A 12,175-nucleotide genomic window follows, 5' to 3' on the forward strand; every position below is an offset into this window, starting at 1 on the left:
GTCCTAAGCGGGGGACAGACGGCGCGAGGAAAACCCCATGTCCCATATCACCCTCGTGCGCCACGGTCAGGCAAACACCGAAGCGCGCGACGAAGAAAGCTATGACCGGCTGAGCGCGCTTGGCACCCAACAGGCGCAATGGCTGGGGGAACACATTGCCGGGACCGGTGAGGTGTTTCCGAGGCTCTATTGCGGCACGCTGCGACGGCAACGGGAAACTGCGGCGGCCATAAGTCTCGAGGGTCACGCAGAGCCGGTGATCGACGCGCGCTTCAACGAGCTGGAGTTTTTCACGCTCGCCGCGCTTTACCGTGATCAACATGACGTGCCGATCCCCGAGGACCGGGAAGATTTCGCCGATCATCTGCCGAAACTGCTCGCGGCCTGGCAAGCGGGCGAGATTGTCAATGCGCCGGAAGAGTTCGACGCATTCGAAAGCCGCGTCCGCGAGGGTCTGGACGCTGTCGGCACGGGTGACGGGCGGGCCATGGTCGTGACCTCCGCGGGCGTGATCGGCATGGCCATGCGCATCACCCTTGGCCTCGATATCGTTGCCTTTGCCCGCGCCTGTCTGGCTGTGGAAAACACCTCGCTCAGCCGCTGGCTGCCCCTGCGGGGCTCTTTGGCACTGACGCAATTCAACGCGCTGCCGCATCTGGAACACCCGGAACGGCAGTTTGCGCGCACCCATTTGTGAGGAATCAGCCATGACACATCTCTGGGTCCGCGCCGAACAGCGCCCGAACGAGGAACGCGCCGGGATCACCGCAGAGGGTGTTTGCGCCCTGATCGCGGCAGGCATTCGCGTGACGGTCGAGGAAAGCTCCACCCGCGCCGCCGGACTGACGGGCTATGCTGAGGCCGGGGCCGAGATCGCGCCGAAAAACAGCTGGCCAGACGCGCCTGCCGACGCCATCATCTTCGGGCTGAAGGAGCTGCCCGAGGACGGCACCCCCCTGCCGCATCGCCACATCATGTTCGGCCACGCCTTCAAGGGGCAGTTTTCGGGCCGCGCCTTGCTGGACCGGTTCAAGGCAGGCGGCGGCACGCTCTACGATCTGGAATATCTGGTGGACGAGGACGGCCGCCGTGTCGCCGCCTTTGGCTACTGGGCCGGGTTCGCAGGGGCGGCCGTGTCACTGAAAGCGTGGATCGCGCAGCAATCCGGCGGCATCTGCCCACCCGTTGGCGCCTATCCCGGCAAGAACGCGCTGCTGTCTGATCTGGCCGAGGGCATGGCGGGCCTGTCCGCGCCGCGCGCCATCGTTATCGGCGCGCTAGGTCGCGTGGGCACCGGCGCAGCGGATCTGTGCGAAGCCATGGGGATGCGCGTCACCAAATGGGACATGGATGAGACCGCCAGCGGCGGGCCGTTCCCCGAGATCCTCGACCATGACATCTTCCTCAACTGCATCTTCGCCCGCCCCGGCACCCCGGTTTTCGTGCCGCGCGAGGCGCTGTCACAGCCGCGCAGCCTAACCGTGATCGGTGACGTGGCCTGCGACCCTGACAGCGACTACAATCCGGTGCCGGTCTATGACCGCGCAACCACATGGGATGCGCCTGTGCTGCGCGTTCATGACACCCCGCCGATGGACGTGATGGCCATCGACAACCTGCCCTCGATGCTGCCGGTGGAGTCCTCTCAGGACTACGCGGCGCAGCTTCTTCCCTCACTCCTGACACTGACCGATCTGGATAGTGGGGTCTGGGCGCGGGCGAAGGCGGAATTTGACAAGCACATCGGCTGACCGGACGGGCAAGGCCCTACATCAGGTCGTCTTCCGCCTCGGACGGGTCGACTCCGAGCGCTTCCAACCCGGCTTCCAGATGGTCCGACAGGTGCGGGGTGCCGATCAGGTAGTCGGCTGTCGGCGTCGTCGCCTCGTTGCGAGCAGTGGAAAGCGCCTCGGCGAAATCCTCCGCTTCGAAACTGCCGCGCCCGATCCACATGATGGCAACGATTTCGGCCTGCTCATCCTCGTTCAGGGTTTCGAGAAACCCGCGCAGCTCACCCTCGGCCCGGTCGAGCTCGTGCCCCATCAGGATGATCTGTGCGACCTTGTGGGTGGAAATGGCCAGCATGTCGGGTCCTCCGGTTCTGTCCGAGTCTTGGATTGTTGCGCGCCCGGTTCAATCCTGCGCCGGTTTTGTCAGCCATGCAATGGCAGGCCGTGTCAGCCAGCCGGGCAGGACGTGCAGCAGCCGCACCACGGCGCCCGCCATGGCAGGAACCGTCCGGCGGAATCGGGGGGTGCCCATATGTTCGAAGATCTCGGCGGCGGCGGTGGCAGGGGCAACCGCCAGACGGCTTCCCGGCACCCCGAGCGTGACAAGCTGCACCGCCAGTGCCGACCCCCTCGCCTCGGCGCGCAGCGATTCGGCCATCAGGCGCACCCCGGCCTTGGATGCGGCATAGCCTGCCTGACGGGGCGACCCACCGATCCCGGCAAGGCTGTCTAGCAAAACGATATGCCCTCGACCCTCGAAGATCGGCAGCGCCACGCCAAGCGCGTTGGCGATCCCGGTCAGATTGGATGAGATCATCCGGGCAACATCCGTCGCGTTCCACGCCTCGGCGCTGACCGCCTGGTGGTCGTCAATGGCGTAGACCAGACCGTTCACCGCGCCCAGTTCAATGGCAATCTCGGCAAGCCTGTCTTCGTCCCTGACATCAATCGGGATGTAGCTTGCGCGCCCCGGCAGCGACACCATCAGGTCTTCCAGCTTGTCCTGATCGCACCCTGACAGGACAAGGGACACCCCGGCGCGGCTGAGCTTTTCGGCAAGCGCGGCGCCAAGAGACGTGTCCGCCCCCACAAGCCAGTATCGCATCCCTGCCCAATCGCGCATATCGACCTCCGGTTTCGCGTCGGAGGAAGGGTTTCACTTCGACGCGGGCAGGTCCAGCGCGGATAGGACGAATAAATGTCGCATCAGTGCCCTGCCCCGCAAGATGTCGGGGCAGGTGAGGATCAATCAGCCCAGAACGCGGTTGCAGATGGTCCGGTCACGCATCTGCGCCTGCCCGCCAAGCAGCGACCAGATACGGAGCATGGTCTGCGCATCGCTGGCGCGGCCCAGTTCCTCCGGGTGGGTTTCCTTCAGTTTCAGGACGCGGATTTCCGATGTTTTGTTGATCATGACGTTCACCTGTTGGTTCACGCCCCCACAGTCCGATCAGACTGCACCCACAGAGGTTACCCAGGGCTTAACATCGGCCGGGATAACGCGTTCAATTGTAACGGATTCACGAAAGGCAACACCATGGACAACAGCATTCTCATCCTTCTGATCGCGCAGGGGCTGTGCTTTGTGCTCTGGACGGGGCTGTCCTTTCGGGCCGTGTTTCAGATCCGCGCCATCGCAGAGAGTCGCAGCGGGCAGATGTTTCCCGGTCCCGTGTCGTTTCTGTCAGCCATGGGCGTCTGGCTGAAAGACCCAGCTCACAGGCTGACGCGGGGTCTTTGGGCCCTGTCTCTCCTTGGGATCATGGCACCATCCCTCGTCATTGCCTTCGGACCCGGCCGCGTGGAATAGGCCTTTCAGAACCGCGCCGGAGCCAATAGACCAGCCATATGCAATCGCTCGACTACCGCCCCCCGCAGGAGCCGCTTGATATCCTGCACCAGGACCATGAGATCCTGCTGGTCAACAAGCCAAGTGGGCTGTTGTCCGTGCCCGGAAAGGGGGATCAGCTGTCCGATTGCCTGATCGCCCGTGTGAAAGAGGCTTTCCCGGAGGCGCTGCTGGTGCACCGGCTGGACATGGACACCTCTGGCGTCATGGTCTTCGGACTGACGCCCCATGCGCAGCGGCATCTGGGGCTGCAATTCGAAAAGCGCCAGACCAAGAAAACCTACGTGGCGCGGGTCTGGGGCGAAATGGCCGAGAAGACCGGTGAAGTGGATCTGCCGCTGATCGTGGACTGGCCGAACCGGCCGTTGCAAATGGTCGACCAAGAAAACGGCAAGCCGGCACAAACCGAGTGGCGGGTCATGCGAACCGGCAACGGGGAAACACGGGTTCGGCTCTATCCCCGTACCGGCCGCTCGCACCAGTTGCGGGTGCATATGCTGGCGCTCGGTCATCCGATCCTGGGCGATCCGTTCTATGCAAAAGGACCGGCGCGCGACTTTCCCCGTTTGATGCTGCACGCAGAATCGCTGCGCCTGCGCCATCCCGACGGGGGCAAGGGAATGAATTTCTCCGTCAAAGCCCCATTCTGACCGGCGCGCGGGAAAGGATTTTGAAAATCCTTTCAACGATCTTCCAAGATCGTTTCAGCGCCCGCTACCCGCGCAGCACCCTGTCGGTGAGGTTCAGGCGCGTGGCCACGATCGGGCAGAGAAGCGGCTCTAATTCCGGCTCTCTGCGCAAGACCTCTTCCAGATCGTCCAGCCGGTTCGTGGCGATCAGTTGCAGGACATCGCTTCGCACGCTTCCATCCTGCCGCCGGGGCAAGTGGGCTACGGGCTGAACCAGTTCGGCCCGCGCCTCGGGGATAAGGGCGCGTAGTTCAGCGGCATCCATGTCCGTTTCCGCAAAGACGTATACCCCAACCCCGCGCGCGGGCAGGGCGTAGGTGCACAAGGCCACGTCGCGCAAGGCGTCATGCCGGGCCGCCAGATCGCGGATCGCGGGACCGTCGCGGGCGATCCGGTCTTCGGTGCCTTCTCCGTCGGACCAGTTCATCAGCCGCCGGGTAATGAAGTTGTAGACAGGCTTGACGGTCGCCATCCAGATGCGCGACGGCAGTGACTTGCGGGCCAGCAAGCGCTTTTCGGATGCTGTCAGAAGGTCCGGCGCGAAAGCGCGTTTCTGTTTCAGAAGATGCCGCAGATCCTCTCTCGCCATGGTGCGGAACACTACCCCACGCCGCCGGTGGACGCTGGCCAGTTGAAAGTCGATGACCGCTGCGCGACCTTCTGGTGTGCGCAGCCAGTTCTGCGGTTTGGCAATGTCGTTATGGGTGACCCCGCGTCGCCGCATCTGACGCAAGAGCCGTTTGGCGTCGCGGTAGAATTCGCGATCAACCGGGCGGGCCAGTTGCAGGGGTGTCCCCTCCGACCAGCTGCGCAGCAACCCGACCTTGTCGACGCGCAACAACTCCGGCGTGCCCTCGATACCCTGCACCGCCCTCAGCCCCCGTATTTCCTTGCGCGCCAGATACCATGCCACGGGCCGCGCCCAGATCGGCACCCCATCCAGCTTGCGCAAGGCCACTTTGCGGGACGGATCTTCGGCCAGATGACCGGCGATGGTTTCCGAGAAAACGTCGCGTTTCAGCACCGTATCCGGCACGAAGGTCAGGGGCAGCTCTGGCATATCGGGAGACCCCAAAAAACAACATCCGGGGGCGGTGATACCCCCGGATGCAAAGGTTTGTCCATGTTCTCCGATCAGGCGTCGTCGCTGGACCAGCCCGACACCGCCTTGACCTCGCAGAAATCCTCCAGCCCGAAGACACCGCCTTCGCGCCCGTTTCCGGATTTCTTCATGCCACCGAAGGGGCTGCCCGCGCCGCGACCCTGGCCGTTCATTTCGACCATGCCGGACCGCAGCTTCCGCGCCAGACGGTTGCGCTTGGCCCCATCTTGCGTCTGGACGTAGTTCGTCAGGCCGTATTCGGTGTCATTGGCAATCGCCAGCGCCTCGGCCTCATCCTCGAACGGGATGATCGACAGGACCGGCCCGAAGATTTCCTCGCGCGCGATGGTCATGTCGTTGTTCACGTCAGCAAAGACTGTCGGCCGCACGAAATAGCCCTTGTTGAAGCCCTCGGGCCGTCCAAGGCCACCTGCCACAAGACGCGCGCCTTCTTCGATCCCCTTGGCAATCAAACCTTGGATCTTGTCGAACTGCATCTGGCTGACCACCGGGCCGATATGGCGGCCGGACTCGCTGGCCAGACCCACAGTGGTGGCGTCAGCCGTGGCGGCGGCGATCTCTACCGCCTGATCGTAAATGTCTCGCTGCACCAGCATCCTTGTCGGTGCATTGCAGGACTGGCCGGAGTTGTTGAAGCAGTGGATCGCGCCCCGTTTGACGGCCTTTTCATCCGCATCGGCGAATATGATGTTCGCCCCCTTGCCGCCAAGTTCCAGATGCACGGGCTTCAGCGTATCCGCCGCGTTCTTGGAAATCGCGATGCCTGCGCGGGTCGATCCGGTGAAGCTGATTGCGTCGATGCCGGGATGCGCCGTCATCATCGAGCCCACGCCCGCCCCGTCCCCGTTGATCATGTTGAACACACCTGCAGGCACGCCCGCCTCATCCAGGATCTCGGCCCAGACCAGCGACGACAGCGGCGCAATCTCGGAGGGCTTGAGGATCATCGTGCAGCCGGTGGCGAGCGCCGGGATCACCTTCAGCGTGACCTGATTCATCGGCCAGTTCCAGGGCGTGATCATGCCGACGACGCCGACACCTTCGTAGATGATCCGGTCGTTCGGTGCGTGGTCGCCCAGGGGGCGTTCGAACTCGAAATCCTCCAGCGCCTTGATGAAGTTCGAGATGTGCCAAGTGCCCGCGCCGACCTGCGAGGACCGCGCCATGTCAATGGGTGCGCCCATCTCGGTCGAGATCGCCTGCGCCATGTCCTCGCCACGGGCCTTGTAGACCTCCAGCACCTTGCGGATCAGGTCCAGCCGGTCCTGCTTGGACGTATAGGCATAGCTTTCAAACGCAGTGCGGGCTGCTGCAACGGCGGCGTCCACATCGGCCTGCCCGCCGAGGGAAATCGTTGCGCAGACCTCCTCGGTCGAGGGGTTGATGACGTCGAAATCATTGGGCTGGCTCGGGGCCACCCATTGGCCGTTGATGTAGAAATCTGTGCTCTTGGGCATGATCTGTCTCCCTTGTTCGGCGCGGAGCCTGTCATTGACTGACGCCAAGGACAAGGCCCCCCGTTCGTGACGCGACGGAGTTGCAGGAACGCCTGTCACATCCTGCCGCAGTGCGGCGGAATGTCTGTCCCTTTTTAAAAGGATTCTAAGTTTTGGCGGTGTAAGTCCCCCTCGGAATACCCATATTATAGTTGACGACAGCAACCAAATAACGAGGAGTCAGAGTATGGCCCTGCGCATCAACGACACCATCCCCAACCTTACCGTGGAAACCGATCAGGGCAGCTTTGCCCTGCATGACTGGATCGGAGACAACTGGGCGATCCTGTTCAGCCACCCCAAGGATTTCACCCCCGTCTGCACCACCGAATTCGGCGCTGTCGCCCAACTGGCCGACGAATGGGAAAAGCGCGGCACCAAGGTGCTGGGAATTTCCGTCGATGGGGTGGAAGAACATGTGAAGTGGAAGGGTGACATCGAATCCGTCGGTGGCGCCAAGGCGGGCTTCCCGATCGTGGCCGACACCGATCTGCAAGTGTCCAAGGCCTTCGACATGCTTCAGGCCGACTATTACCTGTCCGACAATCCGACACCTGCCGACAGCCAGACTGTGCGCACCGTCTTCATCATCGGCCCCGACAAGCAGCTGAAACTGTCGATGACCTACCCGATGAATGTGGGCCGCAATTTCGCAGAGGTGCTGCGCGCGCTGGATGCGCTCCAGACCGCCGCGCGCGAAACCGTCGCGACCCCAGCCAACTGGACCCCGGGCGGTGACGTTGTGGTGCCGCTGTCGGTCAGTGACGAGGACGCCATCGCCAAGTATGGCGAGATCGACAAGAAACTGCCCTATCTGCGCATGGCGAAGCTCTCTGCCTGATCTGCCTCAGGTCGCAGTAAAGAAGAGGCCCCTGGGACGGTTCCAGGGGCCTTTTGCGTTCCGTTTTGACTTTAGACGGGGTGCAAGCGAACAGGCGTTCCCACATCCACCATGTCGTACAGTTGGATCACATGGTCATTCACCATCCGGATGCAGCCAGAGGATGCCGACATGCCGATAGACCACGGCTGAGGCGTTCCGTGGATGCGCAAAAGCGAATCGCCATTGCCCGTATAGAGGTACAGCGCCCGGGCCCCGAGCGGGTTGTCCGGGCCGCCCTCCATGCCACCTGAGAACTGCGAATAGACCTCCGGCTCGCGCGCGATCATGCTCGGCGTCGGCGTCCAGCTTGGCCATTCGGCCTTTCGCCCAACCCGGAAATAGCCGGATGCCTGACGGCCTTCGCGCCCCACGGCAACGCCAAATCTTAGCGCCGTGTCATTCTCATGCACCAGATATAGGAAATGTGCCCCCATATCGACATGGATCGTGCCGGGGCGAAAGCCGGGGTTGATGTTGACCATTTGCGGCTCGTACCGGCTGGACAACTGCCAGCTTTCGGTGGCGCCCGCGATGGTCGGTGTCAGGGCCAGCGCGGCCCCGGTCGAAATGAAATGGCGGCGGGTCAGCATCGGCAGCATCCCTCCCCTCTGGTGAAAAATCTGAACTCGGAAGAGTTTGGCCGAAGCCGACCCGCTAGGGCAAGCCCTTGAGTGCAAAGGTTTTCACGCGGACGCCTGCAGCTGTCACAAGAGAGATACAAAACTGTCATCTGCCCATGACACGATACCGGTACCCGGTCCTCGGTTTCACAACACAGCTCTGAGGACTGACATGACCGACAAGCTCGCTACCTCCCCGGCACAACAGCTTTCCGTTTCCCGCCGTTCTGTTCTGCGCGGCGCCATCGCACTGAGCGCAGGCGCCACCGCGTTCGGCGCCGGGCTGCTGCGCTCCACCTCCGCGCTGGCGCAGACCGCCGTGATCCGGTCGATCGGCGAAGTCACCGCGCTGATCCCCGAGGCCTCGACCGCTGGCGACACCGCCGCCTATCTGGTCGATGGCCAGTCCGGGAACACCAACTTCCCCTTCGTCAGCAACATGAAGCCGATCGCCACCATCGGTGAGGTCGATGCCGAAACCGGTATGGCTCTGACCGGGTATCCGGATGGCCACGCCGCCTTGCTGGCCGATAACGACACCATCCGCGTCATCTACCAGTCCGAATCCTATGGCACGATGTCGAACGAGACCTATCCCCAGGTCATGAATTCCGGCGCCACCTTCACCGGCAGCCACATCCACACCATCGACTACGACCGCGCCGCATTCGCCGACTTCCTGTCGAACGACACCGCCGCGTCGGAGATGGTGCGTGGCTCGGGCCATCTCTACAACACGATCTTCAACGTGTTTGGTGAGGAAGTCATGCCCGCCGCAGAGGGCGGCAAATGGGGCAACCAGACCCTGGCAGACGGCACCGTCATCCCCTTCGCCCCGGCGATGCAGCTGTCCGAGGCCGATTTCTTCGCCCAGTCCTTCTGCGGCGCCTATTACGAGCAGGCGAACAAATACGGCGACGGGATCGGTTTTGCCGACGACGTCTGGCTGACCGCCGAAGAATGGAACATCCAGCGCATGTTCAACGTCACCAACGCATCCGGTGACACTGTCGGCCAGATGGTCGACGCCCACGACACGATGGGCCTGGCCTCCGTCGTCGTCGATATCGCCAATGAAACGGCCTACACCGTACCGGCACTGGGTCAGACCGGCTATGAAAAGCTGCTGCCGATCAACCCCGGCCACCCCGACTACGTCGTCCTCGTCGCTGCCGGTTACAACCACGACGTCGAGCCTGCGCCGCTGAAGATCTATGTCGGCCGCAAAGGTCTGGACGCAGCCGGCAACCCGGTCGGGGCTGACGCTTCGGCCCGCGATCAATTCCTGGCCCGCAATGGCCTGCTGAACGGTCGTCTCTACGGCCTGGCCCTGGCAAACGACGCTTTCGCGGGTCTGGGCATCGACTCCCCGTCTCTCGAAGACAAGATGATGGACGCCTACCTGACCAACGCCGATGCGCCCGATGCCTTCGACGCGGTCTTCGCACCCACCTCCTACCAGTGGGCCGGTTGGGACGCGAACGTCTCGGTGCGGGACACCGAGATGCTCAAGTGGCAGGACGAAGCCGAACAGCCCGCGGGCCACATGTTCTTCGTCGGCGACTCCAAGACCGAGCACCCGGCTGTCGATCCGAACATCGCCAACACCCGTTGGGTCCAGAACATGACCCAGGAAGGCGGCATCCTCGGCTTTGACCTGCCGAACCTGGCCGACGAGCTTGCAGCCGCCAACGGCGAACTGCCCGCAACCGTCACCACCCGCGTGACCCGCACCCTGGCCGCCGTTGACGGTGCCCTGACCCTGAACGTTGGCGATGCAGGCATCAAGCATGGCGGCGCAGGCACCCACGCCACCTGGGAAGACGGGTCCGCAAAGGCCGTGGCCCCCGACGGTCTGATGTGGGTGAAAGCCTCTGACGCCGATGTGCTGATCGTGGACGAAGACTCCGGCAACGACTATGGCGAGCGCAAATACGCCCTGATGCTCAACGCCGACACGCTGATGGTCGAACCGGCGGCGTCCGGCTACTTCCTGGCCATGGCAGGCGGATCCGAGAACCCGCGCGCCGCAGCCGGTGTCGAGGCCTATGCAGGCACCAGCAGCCGCGCCACCTCGTCGGAATTCTCCGGCACCTGGCCGGTGACCGCGCTTGTCGCCCGCAAAGGGGACGGCAGCTTCTACAGCCGGGAAGAGCTGTCCGGCACTGCGATCCAGGACATCATGGGGTCGATGCCGATCAACGATCAGACCTTCATCGGCGTGGTGCAGCACCGGTCCGGCTCTGGCGGCGCGGTGGCCGAGACCAACGCGGATGCGGGCGGTCAGCTGTTCATGTTCTCGCTGAACCTGCCGGTCTGATCAGGCAACCAAAACGGGAGAAGGCGGCGCTGACGCGGCCTTCTTCCTCCGGAATTTTCATGACGAAATCATTCGTTAGCAACCCGGCAAGCCAAGCTTGCCGGGTCTTTCTATTCGCGAAAACGCTTTTGAGAGGAGAGGAAGATCACTGCCAGACAACCAAGGCGGGTCAGGCGCTTGCCCCACGCTCAGCCAGAGTCACGCCTGCGCCGCCATCAGCGGGTTGGACTTGCGGGCGATGGAATGCTCGGCCCCGATATGGCGGCAGCCGCCGTCCTCCAGATAGCCCACATGCCGCCCTGCCGCGCGCATGTGGCGGGAGATGTCTTTTTCCTTGCCGAACCGGCTGTAGCCGCCAAGATCCTGCCAGGTGCTGCGGCGGATCACGTGCGGGTTGAAGGTGAACCCGTACCACCGCATGTGCACGCGCGTCATGAGCGCGTAGGACACGCCACCAACCTCTTCGTATGTCACGCGGGCCGCGCGCTGTGGCTCGATCGGCATATCATCCAGTTCCCTGACGCAGACAGAGGTCATGGTCGGGTCGGAGTCCAGCAAGGCGATGGCTTCGGGGAGGAAGTCGGTGCGGGCAAAATGCCAGTCATCCTCGATATGGAAGATATAGGGCGTGTCCACGGCCTCATACATCGCGTCCACAGCGGCGTGATGGCCGACACGACCACCAAGATCAATGCGCCGCCCATGGGGGCAGAGCCTGTCGAACATCCGGTTCGTGGGGTCATCCCCGAAATCATTGATCGCCACGATCGGCAGCAGCCGCATCTGAGGCCCAAGGCTCTCGATCGTCTGTTCCAGATAGTCGGGGCGCAGCCCCATCGTCATGCAAATCGTGATCTGCCCGCTCATGCCCTTGCCTCTTCTCTCTGCCCCCGGCGGTGTGCGCTCTTGCGGGCAGGTCTGCTCGTTTTTCTTATCTTTACACAGTTTTTCTCAAAACTTCGGCAAAAAAATGACCCCGGGGGAAACCGCGGGGTCACTTCGATCGGGCTGGTGTCGGTCAGCCGTTCGGGTCAATATTTTGCGGGCAGTAGTGCCGGACATACATGTAGTAGCCCGGCGGCTGATCCGTCTGGACCACGTCGATTTCGTATGGCTCGACGAATGTTCCAGCCTCTGACATGCCGATATACCAGCCATTGGCATCGTAGTTGCAGATTTCGACAGCGGTCAGCATGACCATATCGTCCGATTGTGCATGTGCCGCCCCCGCAAGCGCGAAGAGCGTACAGCCAAGAATGCAATGTTTCATGAGGTTCCGATCAGATCTGATTGCGCTGGTCCCGACGCAACTATGCGGTACGGGACGTGAATAGGCAAAACTCTTCTGAAAAATAAAGGTCTTGGGTCAGACCGGTCCTGCGATCACGAAAAAGGCCCCGGTCGTATACGCCGGGGCCTCTTCCAATTCTCAAGTGCCGTAAAGCTTACTCGGCTTCGGGCGCTT

Annotated in this window: 14 protein-coding genes; 6 read left to right on the forward strand and 8 right to left on the reverse strand. The window is 62.7% G+C overall.

The genetic code is table 11. The features are described from left to right. Positions 1 to 37 precede the first annotated feature (37 nt). Entirely contained in the window at positions 38 to 697 is a 660-nt protein-coding gene (locus EP237_RS19480; RefSeq protein ID WP_127562553.1) for a histidine phosphatase family protein, read from the forward strand. A gap of 10 nt (positions 698 to 707) precedes the next feature. After that, entirely contained in the window at positions 708 to 1,751 is a 1,044-nt protein-coding gene (locus EP237_RS19485; RefSeq protein WP_127562554.1) for a saccharopine dehydrogenase, read from the forward strand. Between the two features lie 16 nt (positions 1,752 to 1,767). Here EP237_RS19485 and EP237_RS19490 read toward each other — a convergent pair whose 3' ends face one another. From EP237_RS19490 to EP237_RS23220, 3 genes are all read right to left on the reverse strand, one after another. Further along, complete coding sequence (locus EP237_RS19490; RefSeq protein ID WP_127562555.1) at positions 1,768 to 2,085, reverse strand: DUF3775 domain-containing protein; 318 nt, start codon at positions 2,083 to 2,085, stop codon at positions 1,768 to 1,770. A 48-nt stretch (positions 2,086 to 2,133) separates the two neighbouring features. Further along, on the reverse strand, positions 2,134 to 2,853 hold the full coding sequence (locus EP237_RS19495) for an SDR family NAD(P)-dependent oxidoreductase (protein WP_127562556.1): 720 nt from the start codon (positions 2,851 to 2,853) through the stop codon (positions 2,134 to 2,136). Positions 2,854 to 2,979: 126 nt separating this feature from the next. Beyond that, entirely contained in the window at positions 2,980 to 3,144 is a 165-nt protein-coding gene (locus EP237_RS23220) for a hypothetical protein (protein ID WP_158514352.1), read from the reverse strand. Positions 3,145 to 3,267: 123 nt separating this feature from the next. Between EP237_RS23220 and EP237_RS19500 the strand changes: the two genes are divergently transcribed. Together EP237_RS19500 and EP237_RS19505 are read left to right on the forward strand one after the other, a co-directional pair. After that, entirely contained in the window at positions 3,268 to 3,540 is a 273-nt protein-coding gene (locus EP237_RS19500) for a hypothetical protein (protein WP_127562557.1), read from the forward strand. 38 nt (positions 3,541 to 3,578) lie between these two features. After that, positions 3,579 to 4,229, forward strand: a complete 651-nt coding sequence (locus EP237_RS19505) for an RluA family pseudouridine synthase (protein WP_127562558.1) — start codon at positions 3,579 to 3,581, stop codon at positions 4,227 to 4,229. Between the two features lie 64 nt (positions 4,230 to 4,293). On the opposite strand, the gene EP237_RS19510 is transcribed toward EP237_RS19505, so the two are convergent. Both EP237_RS19510 and EP237_RS19515 read right to left on the reverse strand, forming a co-directional pair. Further along, a complete protein-coding gene (locus tag EP237_RS19510) occupies positions 4,294 to 5,328 on the reverse strand; it encodes a serine/threonine protein kinase (RefSeq protein WP_127562559.1) in 1,035 nt (344 codons plus the stop codon). A gap of 74 nt (positions 5,329 to 5,402) precedes the next feature. Further along, positions 5,403 to 6,848 (reverse strand): aldehyde dehydrogenase family protein, encoded by a 1,446-nt coding sequence (locus tag EP237_RS19515; RefSeq protein ID WP_127562560.1) that lies wholly within the window; start codon positions 6,846 to 6,848, stop codon positions 5,403 to 5,405. Between the two features lie 226 nt (positions 6,849 to 7,074). Between EP237_RS19515 and EP237_RS19520 the strand changes: the two genes are divergently transcribed. Next, complete coding sequence (locus EP237_RS19520; RefSeq protein WP_127562561.1) at positions 7,075 to 7,728, forward strand: peroxiredoxin; 654 nt, start codon at positions 7,075 to 7,077, stop codon at positions 7,726 to 7,728. A 71-nt stretch (positions 7,729 to 7,799) separates the two neighbouring features. Here EP237_RS19520 and EP237_RS19525 read toward each other — a convergent pair whose 3' ends face one another. Next, a complete protein-coding gene (locus EP237_RS19525; RefSeq protein WP_127562566.1) occupies positions 7,800 to 8,360 on the reverse strand; it encodes a L,D-transpeptidase in 561 nt (186 codons plus the stop codon). Positions 8,361 to 8,562: 202 nt separating this feature from the next. On the opposite strand from EP237_RS19525, the gene EP237_RS19530 reads away from it, so the two are divergent. Beyond that, the gene (locus EP237_RS19530; protein WP_206052330.1) at positions 8,563 to 10,710 is read left to right on the forward strand and encodes a hypothetical protein; all 2,148 of its coding nucleotides are present in this window, start codon (positions 8,563 to 8,565) and stop codon (positions 10,708 to 10,710) included. A 198-nt stretch (positions 10,711 to 10,908) separates the two neighbouring features. Here EP237_RS19530 and EP237_RS19535 read toward each other — a convergent pair whose 3' ends face one another. Both EP237_RS19535 and EP237_RS19540 read right to left on the reverse strand, forming a co-directional pair. Next, positions 10,909 to 11,577: a glycosyltransferase gene (locus EP237_RS19535; protein WP_127562562.1), complete on the reverse strand. Its 669-nt coding sequence runs from the start codon at positions 11,575 to 11,577 to the stop codon at positions 10,909 to 10,911. A gap of 151 nt (positions 11,578 to 11,728) precedes the next feature. Further along, positions 11,729 to 11,980: a hypothetical protein gene (locus EP237_RS19540; RefSeq protein WP_127562563.1), complete on the reverse strand. Its 252-nt coding sequence runs from the start codon at positions 11,978 to 11,980 to the stop codon at positions 11,729 to 11,731. Positions 11,981 to 12,175 lie beyond the last annotated feature (195 nt).

Source organism: Nioella ostreopsis (genome assembly GCF_004000255.1).
GTDB classification, from domain to species: domain Bacteria; phylum Pseudomonadota; class Alphaproteobacteria; order Rhodobacterales; family Rhodobacteraceae; genus Nioella; species Nioella ostreopsis.

Bases quoted from the DNA above. Each gene is read 5' to 3' on its own strand.
- EP237_RS19480 (WP_127562553.1), top strand. From the start codon at position 38: ATGTCCCATATCACCCTCGTGCGCCACGGTCAGGCAAACACCGAAGCG.
- EP237_RS19485 (WP_127562554.1), top strand. From the start codon at position 708: ATGACACATCTCTGGGTCCGCGCCGAACAGCGCCCGAACGAGGAACGC.
- EP237_RS19490 (WP_127562555.1), bottom strand. From the start codon at position 2,085: ATGCTGGCCATTTCCACCCACAAGGTCGCACAGATCATCCTGATGGGG.
- EP237_RS19495 (WP_127562556.1), bottom strand. From the start codon at position 2,853: ATGCGCGATTGGGCAGGGATGCGATACTGGCTTGTGGGGGCGGACACG.
- EP237_RS23220 (WP_158514352.1), bottom strand. From the start codon at position 3,144: ATGATCAACAAAACATCGGAAATCCGCGTCCTGAAACTGAAGGAAACC.
- EP237_RS19500 (WP_127562557.1), top strand. From the start codon at position 3,268: ATGGACAACAGCATTCTCATCCTTCTGATCGCGCAGGGGCTGTGCTTT.
- EP237_RS19505 (WP_127562558.1), top strand. From the start codon at position 3,579: ATGCAATCGCTCGACTACCGCCCCCCGCAGGAGCCGCTTGATATCCTG.
- EP237_RS19510 (WP_127562559.1), bottom strand. From the start codon at position 5,328: ATGCCAGAGCTGCCCCTGACCTTCGTGCCGGATACGGTGCTGAAACGC.
- EP237_RS19515 (WP_127562560.1), bottom strand. From the start codon at position 6,848: ATGCCCAAGAGCACAGATTTCTACATCAACGGCCAATGGGTGGCCCCG.
- EP237_RS19520 (WP_127562561.1), top strand. From the start codon at position 7,075: ATGGCCCTGCGCATCAACGACACCATCCCCAACCTTACCGTGGAAACC.
- EP237_RS19525 (WP_127562566.1), bottom strand. From the start codon at position 8,360: ATGCTGACCCGCCGCCATTTCATTTCGACCGGGGCCGCGCTGGCCCTG.
- EP237_RS19530 (WP_206052330.1), top strand. From the start codon at position 8,563: ATGACCGACAAGCTCGCTACCTCCCCGGCACAACAGCTTTCCGTTTCC.
- EP237_RS19535 (WP_127562562.1), bottom strand. From the start codon at position 11,577: ATGAGCGGGCAGATCACGATTTGCATGACGATGGGGCTGCGCCCCGAC.
- EP237_RS19540 (WP_127562563.1), bottom strand. From the start codon at position 11,980: ATGAAACATTGCATTCTTGGCTGTACGCTCTTCGCGCTTGCGGGGGCG.